General features: G+C 60.2%; 24 protein-coding genes. 14 read left to right on the forward strand and 10 right to left on the reverse strand.

Translation table 11 applies throughout. From position 1 onward, the window contains the following. Positions 1-47 precede the first annotated feature (47 nt). The 3 genes from grxD to plzR form a co-directional block, all read right to left on the reverse strand. Entirely contained in the window at positions 48-389 is a 342-nt protein-coding gene (grxD, locus tag ACEN8R_RS18570) for a Grx4 family monothiol glutaredoxin (RefSeq protein ID WP_007938922.1), read from the reverse strand. Positions 390-486: 97 nt separating this feature from the next. Continuing rightward, positions 487-2,595 carry a molybdopterin oxidoreductase family protein gene (locus ACEN8R_RS18575; protein WP_018926609.1) on the reverse strand — a complete coding sequence of 703 codons (2,109 nt, stop codon included), beginning with the start codon at positions 2,593-2,595 and terminating at the stop codon, positions 487-489. Positions 2,596-2,730: 135 nt separating this feature from the next. Next, positions 2,731-3,021 (reverse strand): PlzR type 4 pili assembly inhibitor, encoded by a 291-nt coding sequence (plzR, locus tag ACEN8R_RS18580; RefSeq protein WP_018926610.1) that lies wholly within the window; start codon positions 3,019-3,021, stop codon positions 2,731-2,733. 406 nt (positions 3,022-3,427) lie between these two features. Between plzR and argF the strand changes: the two genes are divergently transcribed. Then, on the forward strand, positions 3,428-4,348 hold the full coding sequence (gene argF / locus ACEN8R_RS18585) for an ornithine carbamoyltransferase (RefSeq protein WP_026286458.1): 921 nt from the start codon (positions 3,428-3,430) through the stop codon (positions 4,346-4,348). After that, entirely contained in the window at positions 4,345-5,454 is a 1,110-nt protein-coding gene (locus tag ACEN8R_RS18590; protein WP_018926612.1) for an ABC transporter ATP-binding protein, read from the forward strand. The genes argF and ACEN8R_RS18590 overlap by 4 nt, the downstream gene beginning before the upstream one ends. Before the next feature lie 48 nt (positions 5,455-5,502). Here ACEN8R_RS18590 and ACEN8R_RS18595 read toward each other — a convergent pair whose 3' ends face one another. Both ACEN8R_RS18595 and ybaK read right to left on the reverse strand, forming a co-directional pair. After that, complete coding sequence (locus ACEN8R_RS18595; protein ID WP_026286459.1) at positions 5,503-6,285, reverse strand: PhzF family phenazine biosynthesis protein; 783 nt, start codon at positions 6,283-6,285, stop codon at positions 5,503-5,505. A 117-nt stretch (positions 6,286-6,402) separates the two neighbouring features. Further along, positions 6,403-6,873 carry a Cys-tRNA(Pro) deacylase gene (gene ybaK, locus ACEN8R_RS18600; protein ID WP_018926614.1) on the reverse strand — a complete coding sequence of 157 codons (471 nt, stop codon included), beginning with the start codon at positions 6,871-6,873 and terminating at the stop codon, positions 6,403-6,405. A 369-nt stretch (positions 6,874-7,242) separates the two neighbouring features. On the opposite strand from ybaK, the gene ACEN8R_RS18605 reads away from it, so the two are divergent. The 11 genes from ACEN8R_RS18605 to ACEN8R_RS18655 all read left to right on the forward strand — a co-directional run bounded on the left by ACEN8R_RS18605 (position 7,243) and on the right by ACEN8R_RS18655 (position 19,683). Continuing rightward, positions 7,243-8,094 carry an MIP/aquaporin family protein gene (locus ACEN8R_RS18605; RefSeq protein WP_019581559.1) on the forward strand — a complete coding sequence of 284 codons (852 nt, stop codon included), beginning with the start codon at positions 7,243-7,245 and terminating at the stop codon, positions 8,092-8,094. Between the two features lie 76 nt (positions 8,095-8,170). Next, the gene (glpK, locus tag ACEN8R_RS18610; RefSeq protein ID WP_018926616.1) at positions 8,171-9,676 is read left to right on the forward strand and encodes a glycerol kinase GlpK; all 1,506 of its coding nucleotides are present in this window, start codon (positions 8,171-8,173) and stop codon (positions 9,674-9,676) included. A gap of 95 nt (positions 9,677-9,771) precedes the next feature. Further along, positions 9,772-10,527 (forward strand): DeoR/GlpR family transcriptional regulator, encoded by a 756-nt coding sequence (locus ACEN8R_RS18615; protein ID WP_007938932.1) that lies wholly within the window; start codon positions 9,772-9,774, stop codon positions 10,525-10,527. Between the two features lie 321 nt (positions 10,528-10,848). Next, complete coding sequence (gene glpD, locus ACEN8R_RS18620) at positions 10,849-12,387, forward strand: glycerol-3-phosphate dehydrogenase (RefSeq protein WP_018926617.1); 1,539 nt, start codon at positions 10,849-10,851, stop codon at positions 12,385-12,387. A gap of 355 nt (positions 12,388-12,742) precedes the next feature. Further along, entirely contained in the window at positions 12,743-13,657 is a 915-nt protein-coding gene (locus ACEN8R_RS18625; protein ID WP_026286460.1) for a glutamate/aspartate ABC transporter substrate-binding protein, read from the forward strand. A gap of 164 nt (positions 13,658-13,821) precedes the next feature. Then, on the forward strand, positions 13,822-14,568 hold the full coding sequence (locus tag ACEN8R_RS18630) for an amino acid ABC transporter permease (protein WP_018926619.1): 747 nt from the start codon (positions 13,822-13,824) through the stop codon (positions 14,566-14,568). After that, the gene (locus tag ACEN8R_RS18635) at positions 14,568-15,239 is read left to right on the forward strand and encodes an amino acid ABC transporter permease (protein ID WP_018926620.1); all 672 of its coding nucleotides are present in this window, start codon (positions 14,568-14,570) and stop codon (positions 15,237-15,239) included. The genes ACEN8R_RS18630 and ACEN8R_RS18635 overlap by 1 nt, the downstream gene beginning before the upstream one ends. Next, positions 15,236-15,970, forward strand: coding sequence for an amino acid ABC transporter ATP-binding protein (locus ACEN8R_RS18640; RefSeq protein WP_018926621.1), 735 nt, complete (start codon positions 15,236-15,238; stop codon positions 15,968-15,970). The genes ACEN8R_RS18635 and ACEN8R_RS18640 overlap by 4 nt, the downstream gene beginning before the upstream one ends. A gap of 148 nt (positions 15,971-16,118) precedes the next feature. Next, the gene (gene aauS / locus ACEN8R_RS18645; RefSeq protein WP_018926622.1) at positions 16,119-18,020 is read left to right on the forward strand and encodes a two-component sensor histidine kinase AauS; all 1,902 of its coding nucleotides are present in this window, start codon (positions 16,119-16,121) and stop codon (positions 18,018-18,020) included. Next, a complete protein-coding gene (gene aauR / locus ACEN8R_RS18650; protein ID WP_086946084.1) occupies positions 18,017-19,345 on the forward strand; it encodes a two-component response regulator AauR in 1,329 nt (442 codons plus the stop codon). The genes aauS and aauR overlap by 4 nt, the downstream gene beginning before the upstream one ends. Positions 19,346-19,353: 8 nt before the next feature. Then, complete coding sequence (locus ACEN8R_RS18655; protein WP_495625019.1) at positions 19,354-19,683, forward strand: GlpM family protein; 330 nt, start codon at positions 19,354-19,356, stop codon at positions 19,681-19,683. A 193-nt stretch (positions 19,684-19,876) separates the two neighbouring features. Here the strand turns inward: ACEN8R_RS18655 and ACEN8R_RS18660 are convergent, their stop codons facing one another. Beyond that, the gene (locus ACEN8R_RS18660) at positions 19,877-20,911 is read right to left on the reverse strand and encodes an alpha/beta fold hydrolase (RefSeq protein WP_026286461.1); all 1,035 of its coding nucleotides are present in this window, start codon (positions 20,909-20,911) and stop codon (positions 19,877-19,879) included. 245 nt (positions 20,912-21,156) lie between these two features. After that, complete coding sequence (gene metE, locus ACEN8R_RS18665; RefSeq protein ID WP_495625020.1) at positions 21,157-23,469, reverse strand: 5-methyltetrahydropteroyltriglutamate--homocysteine S-methyltransferase; 2,313 nt, start codon at positions 23,467-23,469, stop codon at positions 21,157-21,159. A 119-nt stretch (positions 23,470-23,588) separates the two neighbouring features. Here metE and metR point away from each other — a divergent pair, with 119 nt between their 5' ends. Continuing rightward, entirely contained in the window at positions 23,589-24,506 is a 918-nt protein-coding gene (metR, locus tag ACEN8R_RS18670) for a transcriptional regulator MetR (protein ID WP_018926627.1), read from the forward strand. A 5-nt stretch (positions 24,507-24,511) separates the two neighbouring features. On the opposite strand, the gene ACEN8R_RS18675 is transcribed toward metR, so the two are convergent. Genes ACEN8R_RS18675 through ACEN8R_RS18685 form a run of 3 tightly spaced genes read right to left on the reverse strand, consistent with a single transcriptional unit; the run spans position 24,512 to position 26,133 of the window. Next, the gene (locus tag ACEN8R_RS18675; RefSeq protein WP_018926628.1) at positions 24,512-25,021 is read right to left on the reverse strand and encodes a GNAT family N-acetyltransferase; all 510 of its coding nucleotides are present in this window, start codon (positions 25,019-25,021) and stop codon (positions 24,512-24,514) included. Positions 25,022-25,023: 2 nt separating this feature from the next. Beyond that, a complete protein-coding gene (locus tag ACEN8R_RS18680) occupies positions 25,024-25,662 on the reverse strand; it encodes a LysE family translocator (RefSeq protein ID WP_064616303.1) in 639 nt (212 codons plus the stop codon). A 36-nt stretch (positions 25,663-25,698) separates the two neighbouring features. Further along, on the reverse strand, positions 25,699-26,133 hold the full coding sequence (locus ACEN8R_RS18685) for an NUDIX hydrolase (RefSeq protein WP_018926630.1): 435 nt from the start codon (positions 26,131-26,133) through the stop codon (positions 25,699-25,701). Positions 26,134-26,298: the final 165 nt, after the last annotated feature.

The raw sequence follows: 26,298 nt of genomic DNA on the forward strand, positions 1-26,298 counted from the left end.
GCGCGGCGCCTGCTTCGCGGGCAAGCCTCGCTCCTACAGGTACCGAATCAGGCTTCGGTCTTGGCAGCGGCGGCTTTGGCGGCGGCGTCTTTGATCAGTGCCTGCAACGAACCGTCGGCAGACATTTCAGTCATGATGTCGCTACCACCAACCAGCTCACCGGCAACCCACAGTTGTGGGAAGGTTGGCCAGTTGGCGTACTTTGGCAGGTTGGCGCGGATTTCCGGGTTCTGCAGGATATCCACATAGGCAAACTTTTCACCACAGGCCATCACAGCCTGGGCGGCTTTCGCGGAGAACCCACACTGCGGGGCATTCGGCGAGCCTTTCATGTAAAGCAGAATGGTGTTGTTGGCAATCTGCTCTTTAATCGTTTCGATGATATCCATGGAGCACCTCGGCTGAACTTTCCGACTCAGTGGTCGGCACGGTGGCGCATTGTAACGGAAACCCGAGCGCCATGCTCGGCCTCCCCGACAGACATGTTCACGCCGCCGCCACGGTCACCGGCACGCCGTTCAATGCCGCATTGCCCGACAACTCATCGAGCTGACATTCGTCAGTCAGGTCATTGGCGCTGGAACCTGGCTGGCCACTGGCAATCGTCATCTGCACGCCCGGTCGTGCATGACCCCAACCGTGGGGCAGGCTGACCACTCCTTTCATCATATCGAGGCTGGCGACCACTTCAACCTCGATCGCGCCGACCCGTGAACTGACGCGCACCCGCTGCCCATCGCTGAGCCCCCGGCTGGCCAGGTCGTCCGGGTGCATCAGCAGTTGATGGCGCGGCTTGCCCTTCACCAGGCGGTGATAGTTGTGCATCCATGAGTTGTTGCTGCGCACATGGCGGCGACCGATCATCAGTAACTCATCGGCGGCTGGTGCTTGCAACGCCGCAAAGCGCGCCAGATCGGCGAGGATCTCCACAGGCGCCGCCTGGACGCGCTGATTGGCCGTCTTCAGACGAGGCGTCAAATTGGGCTTGAGCGCGCCGAGATCGATACCGTGAGGGTGATCGAACAAGGTCGCCAGCGACAGTTTGTGCCCTGAAGCATCGCCATACAGGCCCATCCGCAGCCCCCGGTCAATCATCTGCGCCGGCGCAATGGTCGGTTTCAGCTCCTTGCCGGTCTTCGCCGCAAAGGCCTTGGCCAGCCCCACGAAGATCTCCCAATCATGCAGCGCGCCTTGCGGCTTGGCGAGAATCGCCCGGTTGAAACGGGTGACGTTGCGCACCGCGAACATATTGAAGGTGGTGTCGTAATGATCGTTTTCCAGCGCCGAAGTCGACGGCAGGATCAGGTCGGCATAACGCGTGGTTTCATTGATGTACAGGTCGACGCTGACCATGAACTCCAGTCCGTCCAGCGCCTGCTCCAGCTGTCGGCCATTGGGCGTGGACAGCACCGGATTACCCGCCACGGTGATCAGCGCACGGACCTGCCCTTCCCCCTCGGTGAGCATCTCTTCGGCCAGCGCCGACACCGGCAACTCGCCACCGTATTCAGGACGCCCGGACACGCGGCTTTGCCACAGGTTGAAATGGCCGCCCGATGTGGACGCCACCAGGTCCACCGCCGGCTCGGTGCATAACGCACCGCCGACACGATCAAGGTTGCCGGTCACCAGATTGATCAATTGCACCAGCCAATGGCACAAGGTGCCGAAGGCCTGGGTCGAGACGCCCATGCGGCCATAGCAGACCGCCGTCGGGGCTGCCGCGAAGTCCCGCGCCAGTTGACGGATCTGTTCGGCGGGGACTGCGCACAGCGGGCTCATGGCCTCGGCAGTGAAACCTGCGATCGCCTTACGCACTTCATCCAGCCCATCGACCGGCAAATGACTGTCGCGGGTCAGGCCTTCAGCGAATAACGTATTGAGCAGCCCGAACAACAGCGCCGCATCGCCGCCGGGGCGCACGAACAGATGCTGGTCGGCAATCGCCGCCGTTTCGCTGCGACGCGGATCGACCACCACCACTTTGCCACCCCGGGCCTGAATCGCCTTGAGGCGCTTCTCCACATCCGGCACGGTCATGATGCTGCCGTTGGAGGCCAGCGGATTACCGCCCAGGATCAACATGAAATCAGTGTGATCGATGTCCGGGATCGGCAACAGCAAGCCGTGGCCATACATCAAATGACTGGTCAGGTGATGGGGCAACTGATCGACCGACGTCGCGGAAAACCGGTTACGGGTTTTCAACAGGCCGAGGAAGTAATTGCTGTGGGTCATCAACCCGTAGTTGTGCACGCTGGGGTTGCCCTGATAGACCGCCACCGCGTTCTGCCCGTGACGCTCCTGAATCGCCGCCAGGCGTTCGGCTACAAGGCTGAACGCATCTTCCCACTCGATAGGCTGCCACTCGCTACCCACTCGCTGCATCGGCTGACGCAGGCGATCCGGGTCGTTCTGAATGTCTTGCAGGGCCACCGCCTTGGGGCAGATATGCCCACGGCTGAAGCTGTCCTGAGGGTCGCCCTTGATCGAGGTGATCTGCACGCCGCTGCCTTCGACCTCGGTGGTTTCGATGGTCAGGCCGCAGATGGCTTCACACAGGTGGCACGCACGGTGATGGAGAGTCTTGGTCATGGCCAGTCTCTGTTTTGTTCTGGGCGGGCAATGTCGGCCGCGGGAACAAAACTATGGCGCGTGACTTGCCACCGCGCCAGCGACGTTCGTCTTGTGAATCGACGACCATCAGGCCGGCCGATGGCAGCAAGGAGATCAGTTCGGCGGCAGACTCGGCGGCGCCTGCAGCTGGATTTCCTCGATGGTTTCGATCTGCTCGTGGGCGACGTGCACGCCGGTGAGCTCGCCGATCAGCCGCCAATGCTCGTCGAGCCCGGCACTGATGGTGGCCATGCGGTCGATCATGCGCCGGCCAGCCGCCTTGGTGACTTCATCTTCACTGCGTAACAACTCGAAAGACATCGAGGTCATGGAAGCAGTGAGGTGGGTCAGAGAGCGAGCCGTAAGGCCGAGTAGCTCCATCAATAACTGTTCTTTCGATTCCATTCCTGAGGCTTCCTGCGTCGCTCGTGCTTTAGTTATAACCCAGCACTTTGCATTAGCAAATGTTTCAGACTAGACACATTGCCCGCCAAAGGCTCGAATGACAGATCAAAAACCGACTGCCAATCTGTCGCCCGCGCCCTGCCTGATTGCCAAGCCCGGCGAGCCCAGTGTACAAATGCTCAGCTGCTGTCAGGAAACAGGCTTCAAAAGCGCTACTGCGGTCACCCCGTAGCCTCTCTGAAATCCTCTAAACACCGTAGCCTATTGGAAAAACGCGACATTTAATGTCAATATCGCGCCTCCCCCTATTTCGTCGCCCCGTGCGGCTTACGCCGCAGGTCTCGCCCGTTTTTCAGTTAAACAAGGCTTTGAGTATCTGCGGTCTGTTGCAAAAAGGTAGTCAATGATGAGCGCAAGGCACTTTCTCTCCCTGATGGATTGCACGCCCGAAGAGCTGGTCAGCGTGATCCGTCGAGGCGTTGAGCTCAAGGACCTGCGTAACCGCGGCGTACTGTTCGAGCCTTTGAAAAACCGCGTCCTGGGGATGATTTTCGAGAAGTCCTCGACCCGTACCCGTATTTCGTTCGAAGCCGGCATGATCCAGCTCGGTGGCCAGGCGATCTTCCTGTCGCCGCGCGACACTCAGCTGGGCCGTGGCGAACCGATCGGCGACGCCGCCATTGTCATGTCGAGCATGCTCGATGCAGTGATGATCCGTACGTTTTCGCACAGCACCCTGACCGAATTCGCCGCCAATTCGCGAGTCCCGCTGATCAACGGCCTGTCCGATGACCTGCACCCGTGCCAGTTGCTGGCCGACATGCAAACCTTCCTCGAACATCGCGGTTCGATCCAAGGCAAGACCGTGGCCTGGATCGGCGACGGCAACAACATGTGCAACAGCTATATAGAAGCGGCGATCCAGTTCGACTTCCAGTTGCGCATCGCCTGCCCGGAAGGTTACGAACCCAATCCTGAGTTCGTGGCCAAGGCCGGCGATCGGGTAAGCATCGTCCGCGATCCTCGGGAAGCCGTACGCGGCGCGCATCTGGTGAGCACCGACGTCTGGACCTCCATGGGCCAGGAAGAGGAAACCGCCAAGCGCCTGAAGCTGTTCGCACCGTTCCAGGTCAACCGGGCGCTGCTCGACCTGGCCGCACCGGACGTGCTGTTCATGCATTGCCTGCCGGCCCACCGTGGCGAGGAAATCAGCCTCGACCTGCTCGACGACCCGCGTTCGGTGGCCTGGGATCAAGCCGAAAACCGTCTGCATGCACAAAAGGCCCTGCTCGAGTTTCTAGTCCCACCTTCGTACCATCACGCATGAGCCAGCCATTACTGCTGAACCTGCGCAATCTGGCCTGTGGTTATCAAAACCAGCGGGTTGTGCAGAACCTCAACCTGCATTTGAATGCCGGCGATATCGGTTGCCTGCTGGGCTCTTCGGGCTGCGGCAAAACCACCACCCTGCGGGCCATTGCCGGTTTCGAACCGGTGCACGAGGGTGAGATCCAGTTGGCGGGCGAGACCATCTCCAGCGCCGGCTTCACCCTCGCCCCGGAGAAACGCCGGATCGGCATGGTGTTCCAGGATTACGCGCTGTTTCCGCATTTGAGCGTGGCCGAGAACATCGCCTTCGGGATCCGCAAGCACCCGCAAAAGGATCGTGTCACCGAAGAATTGCTCGAACTGGTCAACCTGAAAAACCTCGGCAAGCGCTTTCCCCATGAACTGTCCGGTGGCCAGCAGCAGCGGGTTGCACTGGCCCGCGCCCTGGCGCCGGAACCGCAACTGTTGTTGCTCGACGAACCGTTCTCCAACCTCGATGGTGAGTTGCGACGCAAGCTCAGCCATGAAGTACGCGACATCCTCAAGGCTCGCGGCACCAGTGCGATTCTGGTGACCCACGACCAGGAAGAAGCTTTCGCGGTCAGCGACCATGTCGGCGTTTTCAAGGAAGGTCGCCTTGAACAATGGGATACCCCCTACAACCTCTATCACGAACCGCTGACACCGTATGTGGCCAGCTTCATTGGCCAGGGTTACTTCATTCGCGGTCAGTTGAGCAGCCCGGAGTCGGTGCAGACCGAATTGGGTGAATTGCGCGGCAACCGTGCCTACACCTGGCCGATCGGTGGCGCCGTGGACGTATTGCTGCGTCCGGACGACATCGTCTATGCACCGTCCAGCCCACTGAGGGCGCAGATTGTCGGCAAGAGCTTCCAGGGTGCCTCAACGCTGTACCGCTTGCAGTTGTCTACGGGCGCGCAGCTGGAGTCGATTTTCCCAAGTCATGCCGATCATCTGGTCGGTGCTGAAGTCGGCATTCGGGTAGCGGCGGAACACCTGGTACTGTTCCAGGCCTCCGGCAGTACAGCGGCGCAGATTCCGACGATCGAGTCCGGGGTTCGGCGCTACGGCGCCGCCAGCTGAACAACGCGGACATAGGTGGGAGCTCGCTCCCATCTATTGGATTTTCGTTTAACCCAGCATTAGCGTTCCGCTCGCGACCAGCGTCGCATTCCCGCCAATACTCACCCGATCCCCTTCCAGCTGACAAAACAACTCCCCACCCCGCGCCGAGCACTGATAAGCCGTCAGACTCGACTTGCTCAAGCGTTTCGACCAGTACGGAATCAGGCTGCAATGGGTTGAACCGGTCACCGGGTCTTCGTTGATGCCGATCGCCGGGGCAAAGTAGCGCGACACAAAGTCATGCTTGCTGCCTTTGGCTGTCACGATGGCGCCCGGCCATGGCAATTTCGCCAGGGCAATCATGTCTGGCTGACAATCGAGCACCGCCTGCTCGGACTCCAGCACCACGAACAATTCGTTCGAGCCCAGCACATCGACCGCCTCGACGCCCAAGGCGCGCTCGACATCCAGGGTCACGCCCACTTCCGACGGCACGACTGCCGGGAAATCCAGCCACAAGCGCCCACCCTCTCGGGTGACACTCAACGGGCCGGACTTGCAGATGAAGTCCAGTCGCTCGACCGGTTCTTTATAGAGTTCAAACAGTACGTAGGCACTGGCCAGGGTCGCATGACCGCATAACGGGACTTCGGTGGTCGGAGTAAACCAGCGAATGCGCCAGACAGCACCCTCACGCACCAGGAACGCGGTTTCGGCGAGGTTATGTTCGGCGGCGATTTTTTGCATCAACTCATCGTCAAGCCAGGCATCGAGCCGGTACACCATCGCCGGGTTACCACTGAACGGCCGATCACTGAACGCATCGATCTGATGAAACTCAAGCTGCATGGCACTTCTCCCTTTCTTCAGGTCGCCGAGCATGAAGCCCGGCATAGCCCTTCACCAGTGACAGAACGAACCAATTTCCACCATACAGCGCCGGGTTGTTAGCCCAAGACCTTCTGCTCAGGCTCGACCGATATCGGCGAACTTCGCCTGGGTGTGTTCGGCCAACACGGCAGGCGCCAGTTCGACTTCCAGACCGCGCCGCCCGGCGCTGACGAAGATGCTGGGAAACGGCTGGGCCGAATGATCGATAAACGTGCGCAGGCGCTTCTTCTGCCCGAGCGGGCTGATACCGCCCAACAGATACCCCGTCGAACGCTGCGCAGCGGCTGGATCGGCCATTTCGACTTTTTTCACGCCTGCGGCCTGTGCCAGCGCCTTCAAGTCCAGACTTCCGACGACCGGCACCACCGCCACCAATAACTCCCCCTTCTCGCTGGCCGCCAGCAATGTCTTGAACACCTGCGCGGGGTCCAGGCCCAGTTTTTCCGCGGCCTCCAGACCATAGGACGCTGCCTTCGGATCATGTTCGTAACTGTGCACACGATGTTCGGCACGAACTTTTTTCAACAAATCCAATGCGGGGGTCATGACAGCTCCAGACTTGGCGGCAGAAGAAAAATACTGCGCAGGATTCTAGGTCATTGATCGATAAAAGGCTCTATTGCGCTGCTATTTCCAGGGCCTGGCCGGGCTTTCGGTCGTTCGTCCACACGCTTCTCGCCAGATGAACGATGCGATCATTCACAGGACTAATAGTTTAAATATGACTAATGGTTCACTTTCGACCTTTGACAGCAGTGCTTCTTGTCTATATTTTTTCGAATGTGAACACAGCACGAACGTCTCACCGCAGCACCCGGCAGTAAGCCGAGCACAGGATGGGGATCCTGCCTCGGTGAAAATCGCGCTTTGACCTCGATGGAAAAGCGCCAGACAACAACAAAAACGAGGTTTTCAATGACAACTGCGTTACAACAACCGTCGCTCTCGAGCCAATGCATGGCCGAGTTTCTGGGTACTGCACTGCTGATCTTTTTCGGTACCGGCTGCGTTGCCGCGCTCAAGGTGGCGGGTGCCAGCTTCGGGTTGTGGGAAATCAGCATCATCTGGGGGGTTGGCGTCAGCATGGCGATCTACCTCACCGCCGGTGTTTCCGGTGCGCACCTCAACCCTGCCGTGAGTATCGCGCTGAGCATTTTCGCTGACTTCGAAAAGCGCAAACTGCCTTTCTATATCTTCTCCCAGGTCGCCGGTGCCTTCTGCGGGGCATTGTTGGTTTACACGCTGTACAGCAACCTGTTCTTCGATTTCGAACAAACTCACCAAATGGTTCGTGGCACCGAAGCCAGCCTTGAATTGGCCTCGGTGTTCTCCACTTTCCCGAACCCTGCCCTGTCCACGGGCCAGGCCTTTCTGGTTGAAGTGATCATCACCGCCATTCTGATGGGCGTGATCATGTCGCTCACCGACGACAACAATGGCCTGCCCAAAGGACCGCTGGCGCCGTTGTTGATCGGCCTGCTGATTGCCGTGATCGGCAGCTCGATGGGGCCGCTGACCGGTTTCGCGATGAACCCGGCCCGCGACTTCGGTCCTAAACTGATGACTTTCTTCGCAGGCTGGGGTGAAATTTCCTTCACTGGCGGACGCGATATCCCGTACTTCCTGATTCCGGTTTTTGCACCGATTGTCGGTGCCTGTCTCGGTGCTGCAGCTTATCGCGGGCTGATTGCCCGTCATCTGCCCAGCGCCATACCTGCTACAAAGGACGCAGCACTGGCCATTGACGGCAAACCAAGAACGTCTTGAAACCGTTGGCGCGTGATCCTGCCCATTTTGATCCCGCGCCTGACTTCACTTCCTTATTTCGTCCAAGGCAATCGACATGACCGACATTCAGAATAAGAACTACATCATTGCCCTCGATCAGGGTACGACCAGCTCCCGCGCGATCATTTTCGATCGCGACGCGAACGTGGTTTGCACCGCCCAGCGTGAATTCGCACAGCATTACCCGCAAGCCGGTTGGGTCGAACACGACCCGATGGAAATCTTCGCCACCCAGAGCGCCGTGATGGTCGAAGCCCTGGCTCAAGCCGGCCTGCATCACGACCAGGTCGCGGCCATCGGCATCACCAACCAGCGCGAAACCACCGTGGTCTGGGACAAGACCACTGGCCGCCCAATCTACAACGCGATCGTCTGGCAGTGCCGCCGCAGCACCGAAATCTGCCAGCAGCTCAAGCGCGATGGCCACGAGCAATACATCAGCGACACCACGGGCCTGGTCACCGACCCGTACTTCTCCGGCACCAAACTCAAGTGGATCCTCGACAATGTCGAAGGCAGCCGTGAGCGGGCGCGCAAGGGTGAACTGCTGTTCGGCACCGTCGACAGCTGGCTGATCTGGAAATTTACCGGCGGCAAGGTGCACGTCACCGACTACACCAACGCCTCGCGCACCATGCTCTTCAACATCCACACGCTGGAGTGGGACGCGAAGATGCTGGATGTCCTCGACATCCCGCGCGAGATGTTGCCGGAAGTTAAGTCCTCGTCCGAAATCTACGGCCACACCAAAAGTGGCATCGCCATTGGCGGTATCGCCGGCGACCAGCAGGCCGCCCTGTTCGGCCAAATGTGCGTCGAGCCAGGCCAGGCGAAAAACACCTACGGTACCGGCTGTTTCCTGCTGATGAACACCGGCGACAAAGCAGTGAAGTCCAAACACGGCATGCTGACCACCATCGCTTGCGGCCCGCGCGGCGAAGTGGCCTATGCACTGGAAGGCGCGGTGTTCAATGGCGGTTCCACCGTGCAGTGGCTGCGTGACGAACTGAAGATCATCAATGACGCCCACGACACCGAATACTTCGCCAACAAGGTCAAGGACAGCAACGGCGTGTACCTGGTGCCGGCCTTCACCGGTCTGGGCGCTCCGTACTGGGACCCGTATGCCCGTGGTGCGTTGTTCGGCCTGACCCGTGGCGTACGCGTGGATCACATCATTCGTGCGGCGCTTGAGTCGATTGCCTACCAGACCCGCGATGTTCTGGACGCCATGCAGCAGGACTCCGGCGAGCGCCTGAAGGCCCTGCGCGTGGACGGCGGCGCAGTGGCGAACAACTTCCTGATGCAGTTCCAGGCCGACATTCTCGGCACTCAGGTCGAGCGTCCGAAAATGCGCGAAACCACCGCGCTGGGCGCCGCTTACCTGGCGGGCTTGGCCTGCGGTTTCTGGGGCAGCCTGGACGAGTTGCGTGGCAAGGCGGTAATCGAGCGCGAGTTTGAACCAGCGCTGGACGAAACCGCGAAGGAAAAACTCTACGCCGGCTGGAAAAAAGCCGTCAGCCGCACTCGCGATTGGGAACCGCACGAAGGCGCTGAATAAGCCACGGACCGGACTCGTATCCGGTTGTAACTGGTAGGGAGCGGATTCCTGCGGCATCATGGGCAAATTTTGCACGGCAGCCCAAAGGAAGCCCCATGAATCTGCCTCCCCGTCAGCAGCAAATCCTCGAACTGGTCCGCGAACGCGGCTATGTCAGCATCGAGGAAATGGCCCAGCTGTTCGTCGTTACACCGCAAACCATCCGCCGCGATATCAATCAACTGGCGGAAGTGAATCTGTTGCGTCGCTATCACGGCGGCGCAGCCTACGACTCCAGCGTCGAAAACACCGCCTACGCCATGCGCGCCGATCAGATGCGCGATGAAAAGCAGCGTATCGGCGAAGCCATTGCGGCGCAGATTCCCGATCATGCCTCACTGTTCATCAATATCGGCACCACCACCGAATCCATTGCTCGGGCGCTGCTCAACCACAGCCACCTGAAGATCATCACCAACAACCTGCATGTGGCCTCGATGCTCAGCGCCAAGGACGACTTCGACGTGCTGCTGACCGGTGGCAACGTGCGGCGTGACGGTGGCGTGGTCGGTCAGGCCAGCGTCGACTTCATTAACCAGTTCAAGGTCGACTTCGCCCTGGTCGGCATCAGTGGTATCGATGAAGACGGCAGCTTGCTGGATTTCGACTATCAGGAAGTGCGGGTGTCCCAGGCGATCATCGCCAACGCCCGACAGGTGATTCTCGCCGCGGACTCCAGCAAATTCGGGCGCAACGCCATGATTCGCCTGGGGCCGATCAGCCTGATCGATTGCCTGGTCACCGACCAGCCGCCTTCGCCGGCCCTGGCGCAGTTGTTGAGCCAGCACAAGATTCGGCTGGAGGTCGTGTAAGCACATCCCCCCTGTGGCGAGGGGGCTTGCCCCCCCCCGTTCGGCTGCACAGCAGACGCCAATCAGACAACATGTTCTTCCTGAGATACCGCGGTAGCCGGTTTTAGGGCCGCTTCGCAGCCCAGCGGGAGCAAGCTCCCTCGCCACAAAAGCACTCCCTACCATCATTCAATGTTCGAAAATTTTCCTTTAACGGCCCTTCGATCAGTATTTTCAATCGAAGCACACTGGCTGTGGGCGTCTTTATGGGCTAGTATTTTCGCAAATGAACATTAATGTTCGAATTCAAATATAGAAATCAAAAAAGCCCGAGGCCAGCCGATGCCCACTTCTACCTTGCCTACGCCCCCTCTCGCCGAGGTCTACGATATCGCCGTCATTGGTGGTGGGATCAATGGCGTGGGGATCGCAGCGGATGCCGCCGGTCGCGGCCTTTCGGTGTTCCTTTGCGAAAAGGATGATCTGGCCAGCCACACTTCGTCGGCCAGCAGCAAGCTGATCCACGGTGGCCTGCGCTACCTGGAGCATTATGAATTCCGCCTGGTGCGCGAAGCCCTGGCCGAGCGCGAAGTGCTGCTGGCCAAGGCACCGCACATCGTCAAACAGATGCGCTTCGTGCTGCCCCACCGCCCACACCTGCGTCCGGCCTGGATGATCCGCGCCGGTCTGTTCCTTTATGACCACCTCGGCAAACGGGAAAAACTCGAAGGCTCGAAAAGCCTGAAGTTCGGCCCGGACAGCCCGCTGAAAAGCGAAATCACCAAAGGCTTCGAATATTCCGATTGCTGGGTCGATGACGCACGCCTCGTCGTACTGAACGCCATGGCTGCCCGCGAGAAAGGTGCTCACGTTCATACGCAAACCCGCTGCGTCAGTGCCCGTCGCACCAAGGGCCTGTGGCACATGAACCTGGAACGCGCCGATGGCAGCCTGTTTTCGATCCGCGCCAAGGCACTGGTGAACGCTGCCGGCCCATGGGTCGCCCAGTTCATTCGTGACGACCTGAAGATGGAATCGCCATACGGCATCCGTCTGATCCAGGGCAGCCACCTGATCGTGCCAAAACTGTACGAAGGCGAATACGCGCACATTCTGCAAAACGAAGATCAGCGCATCGTCTTCACCATTCCGTACCTGAACCACTTCACCCTGATCGGCACCACCGACCGCGAGTACACCGGCGACCCGGCAAAAGTGGCGATCACTGAAGGCGAAACCGATTACCTGCTGAAAGTGGTCAATGCCCACTTCAAGAAACAACTCAGCCGCGCGGACATCCTGCACAGCTACTCCGGCGTTCGTCCGCTGTGCAACGACGAATCCGACAACCCGTCGGCCGTCACCCGCGACTACACCCTGGCGTTGTCGGGTTCTGGTGAAGAAGCACCGTTGCTGTCGGTGTTCGGCGGCAAGCTGACGACCTACCGCAAACTGGCCGAGTCGGCGCTGGCGCAATTGGCCCCGTACTTCACGCACATCAAGCCAAGCTGGACCGCCAGCGCGCCCCTGCCCGGTGGCGAAGACATGACGACTCCGCAGGCATTGAGTTCGCGGATCCGCGACAAGTTCGACTGGATCCCCACCGAGATCGCCCGACGCTGGTCCACCACTTACGGCAACCGCACCTGGCGCATGCTCGAAGGCGTGGAAAACCTCGGTGACCTGGGTGAACACATCGGCGGCGGCCTCTACACCCGCGAAGTCGACTACCTGTGCAGCGAAGAATGGGCGACCACCGCCGATGACATCCTGTGGCGCCGCAGTAAGCTTGGGCTGTTCACCACTGCGGCGGAACAGCAGAAGCTCAAGGATTACCTGAACAAGCTCGAACAGAACCGCAGCAAGATCGAAGCAGCCTGATCGGATATCCGGTTAGACCAAAGCCCCTGAATCCCACGATTCAGGGGCTTTTTCATACCGCGCATTACTGCAGGAGCGAGGCTTTGTGCGAGTTAATCCATTCGGTTTTCCGAACGCGACTCCTCGGTCGATTCGGAAAACCGGATCATCCGACAACAAACTCAACGTCACTAACATTAAAATACTCTTAAAAATCAATAATTTGATAGATGATGCATGGTCTGGCACGAGTCATGCTCTACTCTCCCGGACGAATGTTTATTGCGCTACTCCTTCAGGAGCCGCCAGGCATTCGAAGCACCAAAAAAGGCCGATGAACTGGCTCCATAAAAAAAACAATGTCGAGGAAAATTTGATGCGCATCGTTCCCCATCTCCTGGGCGCAGCCATTGCTGCCGCTCTGATTAGCACTCCAGTTTTCGCCGCCGAACTCACCGGCACACTGAAGAAGATCAAAGAGTCCGGCACCATCACCCTCGGGCATCGTGACGCTTCCATTCCGTTTTCCTACATCGCGGACGCTTCCGGCAAACCGGTTGGCTACTCCCACGATATCCAGCTGAAAATCGTCGAAGCCATCAAGAAAGACCTGGACATGCCCAACCTCCAGGTCAAATACAACCTGGTGACCTCGCAAACCCGTATCCCGCTGGTGCAGAACGGCACCGTGGACGTCGAGTGCGGCTCCACCACCAACAACGTCGAGCGTCAGCAACAAGTTGATTTCTCCGCCGGCATCTTCGAAATCGGTACCAAGCTGCTGGCCAAGAAAGACTCGCCCTACAAAGATTTCGCCGACCTCAAAGGCAAGAACGTCGTGACCACCGCCGGCACCACGTCCGAGCGCATCCTCAAGTCGATGAACGCCGACAAGCAGATGGGCATGAACGTGATCTCCGCCAAAGACCATGGCGAATCCTTCCAGATGCTGGAAACCGGCCGTGCCGTGGCCTTCATGATGGACGACGCCTTGCTGGCCGGTGAAATGGCCAAGGCCAAGAAGCCGGATGACTGGGCCGTGACCGGCACACCACAATCGTTCGAAATCTACGGCTGCATGGTTCGCAAGGGCGACGCACCGTTCAAGAAAGCCGTCGACGACGCAATCATCGCGACCTACAAGTCGGGCGAGATCAACAAGATCTACGAAAAATGGTTCATGCAGCCAATCCCGCCAAAAGGCCTGAACCTGAACTTCCCGATGAGCGACGAGCTCAAGACCCTGATCGCCAATCCGACCGACAAAGCGGCTGACGAAAAGAAATCCTGATTTCTGACTAACGTTCCCCCCTGAGAAGGCCTCTGCCCTTTCAGGGGTTGTCACTCCCTGCTGGCATTTCTGGAAACACTCGAACCGGTGGTTGTCGAGCCGTTCGCGTGTGCCTGACCGTCATCGGGCACTTGTACATCGATCGAATCCGAGGGGAGACCCTAATGAATTACAACTGGGACTGGGGCGTGTTCTTCAAGTCCACCGGCGTGGGCAGCGAAATTTATTTCGACTGGTACCTCTCCGGTTTAGGCTGGACCATCGCCATCGCCGTCGCCGCCTGGATCATCGCGCTGCTGCTGGGCTCGATCCTGGGTGTCATGCGCACGGTGCCGAATCGCATCGTATCGGGCATCGCGACCTGCTACGTCGAACTCTTCCGTAACGTGCCACTGCTGGTGCAGCTGTTCATCTGGTACTTCCTGGTGCCCGACCTGCTGCCGCAAAACCTGCAGGACTGGTACAAGCAGGACCTGAACCCGACCACCTCGGCCTTCCTCAGTGTCGTCGTGTGCCTGGGCCTGTTCACCACGGCCCGGGTTTGCGAACAAGTGCGCACCGGTATCCAGGCGCTGCCCCGCGGCCAAGAATCCGCTGCCCGCGCCATGGGTTTCAAGCTGCCGCAGATCTACTGGAACGTACTGCTGCCCCAGGCTTACCGCATCATCATTCCGCCGCTAACTTCGGAATTCCTGAACGTGTTCAAGAACTCCTCCGTCGCGTCGCTGATCGGCCTGATGGAGCTGCTGGCGCAGACCAAACAGACCGCCGAGTTCTCCGCCAACCTGTTCGAAGCCTTCACCCTGGCAACGCTGATCTACTTCACCCTGAACATGAGCCTGATGCTGCTGATGCGCGCGGTCGAGAAGAAAGTCGCCGTGCCGGGCCTGATTTCCGTAGGGGGTAAATGATGGAATTCGACTTCTCGGGCATCATTCCGTCCCTGCCGGGTATGTGGAACGGCATGGTCATGACCCTCCAGCTGATGGCCCTGGGCGTGAGCGGCGGGATCATCCTCGGCACGGTCCTGGCGTTGATGCGCCTGTCCCACAACAAACTGCTGTCGAACATTGCCGGCGCCTACGTCAACTACTTCCGCTCGATCCCGCTGCTGCTGGTCATCACCTGGTTCTACCTGGCGGTGCCGTTCGTATTGCGCTGGATCACCGGCGAAGACACCCCGATCGGCGCGTTCGCCTCGTGCATCGTGGCGTTCATGATGTTCGAAGCAGCGTACTTCTGCGAAATCGTCCGGGCCGGCGTGCAGTCGATTCCCAAGGGCCAGATGAGCGCCGCCCAGGCCATGGGTATGACGTATGGCCAGATGATGCGGTTGATCATCCTGCCGCAAGCGTTCCGCAAGATGACCCCGCTGCTGTTGCAACAGAGCATCATCCTGTTTCAGGACACCTCGCTGGTCTACGCGGTCGGCCTGGTGGACTTCCTCAATGCCTCGCGTGCCAGTGGCGACATCATCGGCCGCTCCAATGAGTTCCTGATCTTCGCAGGTCTCACGTACTTCATCATCAGCTTTGCCGCCTCGCAGCTGGTCAAGCGTCTGCAAAAAAGGTTCGCCGTATGATCTCTATCAAGAACGTCAACAAGTGGTATGGGGACTTCCAGGTACTGACTGATTGCAGCACCGAGGTCAAAAAAGGCGAGGTGATCGTGGTGTGCGGGCCGTCCGGTTCCGGCAAATCCACCCTGATCAAGTGCGTCAATGCACTGGAACCGTTCCAGAAAGGCGACCTGATCGTCGATGGCACGTCCATCGCCGATCCGAAGACCAACCTGCCGAAACTGCGCTCGCGGGTGGGCATGGTGTTCCAGCATTTCGAACTGTTCCCGCACCTGACCATCACCGAAAACCTGACCATCGCGCAGATCAAGGTGTTGGGTCGCAGCAAGGAAGAAGCCACCAAGAAAGGCCTGCAACTGCTTGAGCGCGTCGGGCTGTCTGCCCATGCGCATAAGCACCCGGGCCAGCTTTCCGGTGGCCAGCAACAGCGTGTGGCGATCGCCCGTGCGCTGGCGATGGACCCGATCGTCATGCTGTTCGACGAACCGACCTCGGCACTGGACCCGGAAATGGTCAACGAAGTGCTGGATGTGATGGTGCAACTGGCCCACGAAGGCATGACCATGATGTGCGTGACCCACGAAATGGGCTTCGCCCGCAAGGTCGCGGACCGGGTAATCTTCATGGACGCCGGCAAGATTATCGAAGACTGCAGGAAAGAAGAGTTCTTCGGCGACATCAACGCCCGCTCCGAGCGTGCGCAGCATTTCCTCGAGAAGATTCTGCAGCACTAAGAAGGAAGGCACCGCTCCCCTAATTGTGGGAGCGGGCTTTTGTGGCGAGGGGGCCCCCTCGCCACAAAAGCCCCCTTGCCATACAGCAACTCCCACGGGGCCCGTGGGGATATGGATATTGTGTTGTGGTTGACCCAAGGCATCTGTGATGAAATGCGACTCCACTCTCTATCGCGCCGCGCCGCCATCACTCGCCGTGAAACCCCGTTTGATTCGCCATCTGTTCCTGCCGCCGCTGATCATCGCCCTGATGATCGGATTGGGTTACATCGGCTTCTGGGTCAGTGAACACTACGGCATTCGCAGCCTCAGCGAGAATGGCCAGCGTCAGCTGGAACTGCACGCGCGCGCCGTCGAAAGCGAGATCAGCAAATACACCTACCTGCCCAGCCTGCTGGAACTCGAATCGAGTGTTTCCAAGCTACTGGCCGACCCGTCGCCGGAACACCGGCAGACGGTCAACGAATACCTCGAAGGCCTGAACCGGCGCAGCCGCAGTCGGGCCATTTATGTGATGGACACCACCGGTCGCGTACTGGCCACCAGCAACTGGCGCGATGTCGACAGTTATCTGGGCGAAGACCTGTCCTTCCGCGCCTACTTCCAGAACGCCGTGCGCGGTCAGCCGGGACGTTTCTACGGCATCGGCAGCACCAGCGGCGAACCCGGCTATTACCTGGCTCATGGCCTGGAGGAACACGGCAAGATCACCGGCGTCGCGGTGGTCAAGGTGCGCCTCGAAGCCATGGAAGAACGCTGGCAGCGCGCGCGCCTGGAAGCGTTCGTCAGCGACGAGAACGGCATCATCATTCTCTCCAGCGATCCGGCGCGGCGGCTCAAGTCGGTGCTGCCGTTGAGCGACGACACCAAGGAACGCCTGGCCCGCAGCCTTCAGTACTACTGGTATCCGCTGAATGAACTGCAACCGCTGGCCCGAGAGAAACTGGCTGAAGGCGAGGAAAAACTGACCTTCCCCGCCAACAGCGAACTGGTGTCCGATGAAGAGAACATCAGCTACCTGTCGCAAACCCGGCCGCTGAGCGACACCCCGTGGAATTTCACCCTGCTCACGCCCCTGCAAGACCTGCGGCGTGAAGCGATCAATCAGGGAATCCTGGTGGCGGTGGCGTTTGCCCTGGTGGCCTTCCTGCTGATCGCCTGGAACGAGCGCCGCAAAGTGATCGCCACCCGCCTCGCGGCGCGGGAAGCCTTGCAGGAAGCCAACAATCAACTGGAGCGTCGGATTACCGAACGCACCACTGACCTGCGTGCCAGCAACGAACGGCTCAAGGGGCAGATTCGTGAGCGTCGGCAGGCTGAAGAAACCTTGCGCCGCGCTCAGGATGAACTGGTCCAGGCCGGCAAACTGGCGGCCATCGGCCAGATGTCCACCAGCATCGCCCACGAATTGAACCAACCGCTGGCAGCCTTGCGGACCTTGTCCGGCAATACCGTGCGTTTTCTGGAGCGCGGTCAGCTGGATGTGGCCAGCACCAATCTCAAAACCATCAATGAACTGATCGACCGCATGGGCCGGATTACCGCCAGCCTGCGTTCCTTCGCCCGACGCGGCGATGACCAGGGCCAGGCCAGCCTCGGCAAAGGCGTGGACGCCGCCCTGCAGCTGCTGGGCAGCCGGATGGAAAGCGTGCCGCTGCAACTGCATCGCGATTTCACCGACGTGCAGGTGCAGATCGACCAGACCCGTCTGGAGCAGATCCTCGTCAACCTGATCGGCAACGCGCTCGATGCCATGCAGTCGCAGCCCCAACCGACGTTGTGGCTCGAAGGCGAGGAATACGACGGCAAGTATCGCCTGCGGGTGCGCGACAACGGCCACGGCATCGATGCCGAAGCGCGCAAGCATCTGTTCGAACCGTTCTTCACCACCAAGCCCGGCGAACAGGGCCTGGGCCTCGGCCTGACCCTGTCGGCGAGCCTGGCCGCCGCCACGGGCGGGCATCTGGGTGTCGAACACCCGGCCAGCGGTGGCACCACCTTCGTCCTCAGTTTACCGTTGGTAAGCCCTACTCCCGCCGAGCCAATATGAACAACGACCTTAGTGTGCTGATCGTCGAAGACGACCCCCATGTGCTGCTCGGTTGCCAACAGGCACTGACGCTTGAAGACATTCCCTGCATCGGCGTCGGCAGCGCCGAAGAAGCGCTGGAGCGGGTGGGCGATAACTTCGCCGGCATCGTCATCAGCGACATCCGCCTGCCGGGCATCGATGGCCTGGAACTGCTGACCCGGCTCAAGGCCCGCGATCGCAGCCTGCCGGTGGTGTTGATTACCGGCCACGGCGACATCTCGATGGCCGTCGGCGCGATGCAGAAAGGCGCCTACGACTTCATGGAGAAACCCTTCTCCCCCGAACGCCTGGTGGACGTCGCCCGCCGTGCACTGGAGCAACGCAGCCTGGCGCGGGAAGTCACCTCGTTACGTCGCCAACTGTTCGAGCGCGATTCCCTCGAAGGCCGGATCATCGGTCGCTCGCCGGCCATGCAGAACCTGCGGGAACTGATCGCCAACGTCGCAGATACGTCGGCCAACGTGCTGATCGAAGGCGAGACCGGCACCGGCAAGGAACTGGTTGCACGTTGCCTGCACGACTTCAGCCGTCGGCACAGCAAACAGTTCGTCGCGCTGAACTGCGGTGGCCTGCCGGAGAACCTGTTCGAAAGCGAAATCTTCGGCCACGAGGCCAACGCTTTCACCGGTGCCGGCAAACGGCGGATCGGCAAGATCGAACACGCCGATGGCGGCACGCTGTTCCTCGACGAAGTGGAAAGCATGCCGCTGCCGTTGCAGATCAAGCTGCTGCGGGTGCTGCAGGAACGCACCCTCGAACGCCTGGGTTCGAACCAGAGCGTGGCGGTGGATTGCCGGGTGATCGCCGCGACCAAGTCCGACCTGGATGAGTCGAGCAAGGCCGGCGAGTTTCGCAGCGACCTGTATTACCGCTTGAACGTGGTCACCCTGGAACTGCCGCCGCTGCGCGAACGCCGCGAAGACATCCTGCAATTGTTCGAGCACTTTTTGCAGCAGTCATCCCTGCGCTTCGACCGCTCGCTGCCTGAACTGGACAACCAGACCGTGTCGATTCTGATGAGCCACGACTGGCCAGGCAACGTGCGCGAACTGCGCAACGTCGCCGAACGCTTCGCCCTCGGTCTGCCGGCCTTCAAGAAGACCGGCGCCAGCGGCAGCAATCAGGGCCTGGCCTTCGCCGAAGCGGTGGAAGCTTTCGAACGCAACCTGCTGAACGATGCCTTGCAGCGCAGCGGCGGCAACCTGACCCAAGCCAGTCAGGAACTGGGGATGGCCAAGACCACACTGTTCGACAAAGTGAAGAAATACGGGCTGAGCCACTGATGGACCTGATTTTCAAAGCAACCCTGGGCGCGGCGGTGGTGGTGATCCTCGCCATGCTGGCCAAGACCAGAAACTATTACATCGCAGGCCTGGTGCCGCTGTTTCCGACCTTTGCGCTGATCGCTCATTACATCGTCGGCAAAGGGCGTTCACTGGATGATCTGAAGACCACCATCGTGTTTGGCATGTGGTCGATCATTCCGTACTTCATCTATCTGGCGACCTTGTATGTGATGGTCGACCGGATGCGGCTGGAGGCTTCGCTAGCGGTGGCGGCAGTGGCGTGGTTGATGGCGGCGACGGTGCTGGTCAGCGTGTGGGTGCGCCTGCACGGCTAACCCCCTTTCCTTGAAATCTGTGACTTTTGAACTGTGGCGAGGGAGCTTGCTCCCGCTCGGGTGCGCAGCAGCCGCAAAACCGGTGTACCTGGTATCTCTGACGGAAACAGTCGCTGTTATTGGGGCTGCTTCGCAGCCCAGCGGGAGCAAGCTCCCTCGCCACAAGAGCCCGCTCCCACATTTGGATTGGGAACTACAGAAGATTGGGAGTTGCCACCGGATCAATCTGCGCCCAGTGCGAAGTATCTTCGCGATGGGCCTGCAAATACGGCAACACCGCCGCCAGCAACGGCGCCTTGAACGCTTCCTGAAAACGATGGGCCAGCCCCGGAATCAACTTCAACTGACTGCCACGAATGTGTGCCGCCAGATGCACGCCATGCATCACCGGCAACAACGGATCAGCGGTGCCGTGAACCACCAGCGTCGGCACGCGCAGTTGGTTGAGCAGATCTACACGACTGCGCTCGGCAAGGATCGCCATGATCTGGCGCTTAACGCCTTCCGGGTTAAACGCCCGGTCATAAGACAGCGCCGCTTGATGCAGCAACGCCTGCCGATCATCAGTGACCGAAGGACTGCCCAGCGCCGCCAGCAAATCAGCCTGTTGCTCCAGCGCCACTTCACGATTCGGCGCACCGCGTCGCGCGAGCAACTGCACCAGCGCCGCACTCGGCGCCGGCAAGCCTTCGGCACCCGAGCTGGTCATCAGCAACGTCAGGCTCTCGACCCGCTGCGGCGCCATCGCCGCCAGATGCTGGGCGATCATCCCGCCCATGCTGGCGCCCAGCACGTGAAATTGCTCGACGTGCAAGGCGTCCATCAACCCCAGTGCATCGTCGGCCATGTCGGTCAGCGTATAAGGCGCGGCCACCGGTAAACCGAGTTTGTAGCGCAGCACTTCGAACGTCAGGTTGGCCTCGGCCGGTGCCTGGCGCCAAGTGGACAGGCCAACATCGCGATTGTCATAGCGAATCACCCGGAAACCCTGCTGACACAACGCGACCACTACCTCATCCGGCCAGTGAATCAACTGCCCGCCCAGGCCCATCACAAGCAACAACGCAGGGTCGGACGCACGGCCGATGCTCTGGTACGCCAGACTCACCTGATCCAGATCGACCTGTTCGGTCGGAACATTGACATCGCAACGAGACGCCGCCAAAGACGGGAAATTGAACAACACAGCGATTAGAAAGACCGCTGTGGATAAAAATCGTGCACGCATGAAAAACACCGAAACGCAGAACTCCAGTAGAGCGCGAGTCTGATGAAGTTTGTACAAGCGCGCTGCCACAGTTACGTGACAGTTTGATGAAGAGTGCTGAACGGTCATTTTCAAGACCGCGTTATCGTTCTTCGCGAGCAAGCCCGCTCCCACAGGATTGATGTCGTACACAACTTCTGTGATCGACCTCTACCCCTGTGGGAGCGGGCTTGCTCGCGAAGGCGCCAGAACAGGCGCCGCAGGATTTAGGCCAACTGACTGCGCAACTGCCGCGCCGCCGCCACCATGTTCACCAACGCCGCTTCAGTTTCCGGCCACGCGCGGGTCTTGAGCCCGCAGTCGGGATTCACCCACAACCGCTCGGCCGGAATCCGCTTCACCGCTTTGCTCATCAACTTGACCATCTCGGCGGTGTCCGGCACCCGTGGCGAGTGGATGTCGTAGACGCCCGGGCCGATGTCGTTCGGGTAGTCGAAGGCTTCGAAGGCTTCCAGCAATTCCATATCCGAGCGTGAGGTTTCGATGGTGATGACGTCGGCGTCCATGGCCGCGATGGATTCGATCACGTCATTGAATTCGCTGTAGCACATGTGGGTGTGGATCTGGGTTTCGTCACCCACACCGGAGGCGCTCAAGCGGAACGCTTCCACCGCCCAGTCGAGGTATTCCTGCCATTGCGCCCGGCGTAGCGGCAGGCCTTCGCGGAACGCGGCTTCGTCGATCTGGACGATCTTGATGCCCGCAGCTTCCAGGTCGACCACTTCATCACGCAGGGCCAACGCCAACTGCTGCGCCTGGATTTTGCGCGAAACGTCTTCGCGCGGGAACGACCACATCAGCATGGTCACGGGACCGGTGAGCATGCCTTTCATGACCTTGTCGGTCAGGCTCTGGGCATAGGTGATCCAGTCGACGGTCATGGCGTTTGGGCGGCTCAGGTCGCCGTAGATGATCGCCGGTTTGACGCAGCGCGAACCGTAGCTCTGGACCCAGCCGAAACGGGTGAACAGGTAGCCGTCCAGTTGCTCGGCGAAGTACTCGACCATGTCGTTGCGCTCGGCTTCACCGTGCACCAGCACGTCCAGCCCCAGGCGTTCCTGGATTTTCACGGCGTGGCGGATTTCGCTGTGCATGGCATCGGTGTAATCGTTGGCCGAGAGTTTGCCTTGCTTGAAGGCCTGACGAGCCAGGCGGATCGAACCGGTTTGCGGGAACGAGCCGATGGTGGTCGTCGGGAATGCCGGCAGCTGCAAGCGCGCGCGCTGTTGCTCGATCCGTTTGGCAAACGGCGAATGGCGTTGGCTGTCTGCCGCGCCGATGGCGTTGATGCGGGCCTGGACATCCGCCTTGTGGATACGCGGCGATTGGGCGCGGCTGGCCTGAATGGCGCGACTTTCAGCCAGGGCGGCTTGCACCTTGGGCGCTTGCGGATCGTTCAGGGCATCGCGCAGCACGGCGATCTCACCGCACTTCTGCACGGCAAACGCCAGCCAGCTTTTCAGTTCGGGGTCGAGTTTGTCTTCACGCGCAAGGTCCACCGGGCTGTGCAGCAGCGAGCAGGAACTGCTGACCCACAAGTTATCGCCGAAGCGCTCCTGGGCAAATTGCAGTTGTGCCAGGGCTTGCTCCAGTTCGCAGCGCCAGACGTTGCGGCCGTTGACCAGCCCCACCGAAAGAATCTTGTAGGTCGGCAGTCGATCCAAAACCTGGCCGAGCTGATCCGGCGAACGCACCGCGTCAATGTGCAAACCTTGTACAGGCAGGCCGACGGCCAGCCCGAGGTTGTCTTCCAGGCCACTGAAGTAGGTGGCCACGAGTTTTTTCAGTGGCGAGTATTGGAGGATGTGGTAAGCGCGCTCGAAGGCGTTTTTCCAGGCCTGTGGCAAGTCGAGGGTCAGGATCGGCTCATCGATCTGCACCCACTCCACGCCTTGGGCGGCGAGGCGGCCGAGGATTTCACCGTAGATCGGCAGCAGGCGCTCCAGCAGGTCGAGCTTGTCGAAGTCGTTGCCTTTGGCTTTGCCCAGCCACAGGTAAGTCAGCGGGCCGATGATCACCGGTTTGACGTTGTGGCCGAGGGCCTTGGCTTCTTCGACTTCATCGAACAGCTGTTCCCAGCTCAGTTTGAATGGTTGGTCGGCGCTGAATTCCGGGACCAGGTAGTGGTAGTTGGTGTCGAACCACTTGGTCAGTTCCTGGGCGTATTGCGCGGTGCCGTGTTCGCTGCCGCAGCAGGCTGCCGTGGCGCCACGCGCCATGGCGAACAGAGTGTCGAGGGTCGGCAGGCCGCGTTCATCCTTGACGCTGTCGAAACGCTCGGGGATCACACCGAAGGTCAGGGAATGGGTCAGTACCTGGTCGTACCAGGCGAAGTCGCCGACGGGCAGCAGGTCGATGCCGGCGTCTTTCTGCAATTGCCAGTGGGTGGCGCGCAGTTGGCGGCCGACGCTGTTCAGGGCGTCCTGATCGAGATCGCCCTTCCAGTAGGCTTCGAGGGCTTTTTTCAGTTCGCGGTCGGCACCGATGCGCGGAAAACCAAGTGTGTGGGCCAGGGCCATGGTGAATTTCTCTCTATAAAGGATGCTGTAAAACATGCTGCTATTGTCGACAGCTCAGCCAACATGAGACAAACTCAACCTTTTCGTGTTGATCACAAGTTTTCCTCATGGAGCCCTCGGTGCTTGAAATCCGTCACCTGAAAACCCTGCACGCCCTGCGCGAAGCCGACAGCCTGGTGGATGCAGCCGACCGCCTGCACCTGACCCAATCGGCGCTGTCCCACCAGTTCAAGGAGCTGGAAGAACGCATGGGCATGCCGCTGTTCGTGCGCAAGACCAAACCGGTGCGCTTCACCAGTGCCGGCTTGCGCCTGCTGCAACTGGCCGACGCCACCCTGCCGTTGCTGCGCAGTGCCGAGCGCGACATTGCACGGCTGGCCGGTGGCACGGCGGGGCGTCTGCACATGGCGATCGAGTGCCACAGTTGCTTCCAGTGGCTGATGCCGACCATCGACCAGTTCCGCGATGCCTGGCCGGAAGTCGAGCTGGACCTGGCCTCGGGCTTCTCCTTCGCCCCGCTGCCGGCGCTGGCCCGAGGCGACCTGGACCTGGTGGTGACCTCCGATCCGCTGGAACTGGTGGGCATCACTTACGTGCCGTTGTTCACCTACGAAGCCATGCTCGCGGTGGCGAACCAACACCGCTTGGCGAGCAAACCGTACATCGTGCCCGAAGACCTGCTCACGGAAACCTTGATCACCTACCCGGTGGAACGCGATCGACTGGACATCTTCACCCGCTTCCTGGAGCCGGCCGACATCGAACCGGCGCAGGTGCGCACCTCGGAACTGACGGTGATGATGATGCAACTGGTGGCTAGCGGTCGCGGTGTCTGCGGCATGCCCCATTGGGCGCTGCATGAGTACAGTTCACGGGGTTATGTGAAGGCCAAGCGACTGGGGGAGAAAGGCTTGTTTGCGACGTTGTATGCCGGGATCCGCGCCGACATGCTGGATGCGCCGTACATGCGCGACTTTTTGCTGACGGCCAAGGACACGTCGTTTTCGACGCTGGATGGGGTTAGTGCCGTCCGATAGAACGATCAAGGCTCAGGGGTGATCTCGCGCCACATGTGGATCTTGTCGAAGTAGTCTTCGCCGACCCGCACCGCCAACGGTTCCAGGCCAAACTGCACGAAGCCGCAGCGCTGATACAGCCTGAAGGCGGCTTCGTTGCCGGCGGTGACGGTCAGCTGGATCAGCCGCAGGCCCTGATGACTCTGCGCTTCAGCCAACGCGGCCTGTAACAGTTGATAACCGAGCCCGCGCTGGCGCACCTTGCCGGTCACGTACATGCCAAACAGCGTCGCCTTGTGCCGGGCCTTTTCCCGAGACTCGAAGGCCAGGCCGACGATGCCTGCCAGTTCCCCTTCCTCGAACGCCCCGAGCACCCGGTCCAGCTTGCTGGTCAGGCGCGACTCCCACCACCCCAGCGGCATCGTGGCGCGCTCGCGCACGCTGGAAGTGAACGCCTGGGGATGCGAGTCGTAGGCTTCGAGCATCAGCGCCCGATAATCCAGGGCATGACTGGCATCAAGCCGCTGAATCCACATGTTCAGGCCACTCGCCGCTGCTCAAACATCAACCGCACCGCCAGCCCGGACAGGACGAAGCCCATGAAATAGCGCTGCATCGCCAGCCAGTTCGGGTTGTTGACGAACCAGGAGGCGATGCCTGCGGCGAACAGCGCGATCAGCAGGTTGACGCTGAAGCTCACGCTGATCTGGGTCAGGCCGAGGATGATGCTCTGGTTGAACACCGAACCGTGCTCAGGGGAAATGAACTGCGGAAACACCGACAGATAAAACACCGCGATCTTCGGGTTCAGAGCGCTGGTGAGAAAACCCATCGTGATCAATTTGCGTGACGAGTCCGCCGGCAACTGCTGCGCCTCGAACGGCGAACGCGCACCGGGCTTGACCGCCTGCCAGGCCAGCCACATCAGGTACAACGCACCGGCCCACTTCAGCACCTCGTAGGCCACCGGCACGGCCATGAACACCGCGGTCAAACCCGCTGCAGCAGCGAACAGGTGCACTAGAAATCCCGCGACCACACCCAGCAATGACGTCACCCCGGCCTTGCGTCCCTGGCAGATGGAACGGGAGATCAGGTAGATCATGTTCGGCCCCGGCGTGAGTACCATCAGCAACGCCGCGGCGGCAAAAATCAGCAAGTCTTGAAGTGGAATCATGGGCATCCTGTCCTTGAAGTCAGAGGGTCTGGGTGATCAGGCGGTTTCGATCAGTGAAGCTCGATAAAACGGCAAGATCAGGTCTCGTGTCAATGGCGCCAGCGTGAGATCGCCGTCGGTGGCCGGGTCGATCCAGCGCACCTCTTCGATTTCCGCCGCCGGGCAAACGTCAGAATCGATGGTCAGCTGAAACAGTTCGGCCTGTACGACAAAACCCGGCTCGTTGGCGGCCGGTGCCGAGAATGGCCCCAGGTAGGTGGCGTGCGCCGGATCGATGACCAGTCCCAATTCCTCCTCCAGCTCACGGGCCAGGGCGTGGACCGGTTGCTCATGAGCCTCGATCTTGCCCCCCGGCTGCATGAACGCCTGGGTGCCGCGCTTGCGCACCAGCAAGGTGCGACCGTCGGGGCCGATCAACAGGGCAGCGGCAATGTGGATGATGCGGGGCGAAGCGGCGGATGAAAGCGTCATGGATCAGGATTGGCCTTGGGTAAAGGCGCAAGGATCACATGAGCGCCGGCTTTTCGTCACGCCGAAAAAAATTTCCGCAGCCTCCCTGTAGGAGCGAGGCTTGCCCGCGAAGAATGAACCGCGTTTTTTCAGGTACTACGCGTCATCGTTCTTCGCGGGCAAGCC

The organism is Pseudomonas sp. Pseusp15, from assembly GCF_059492165.1.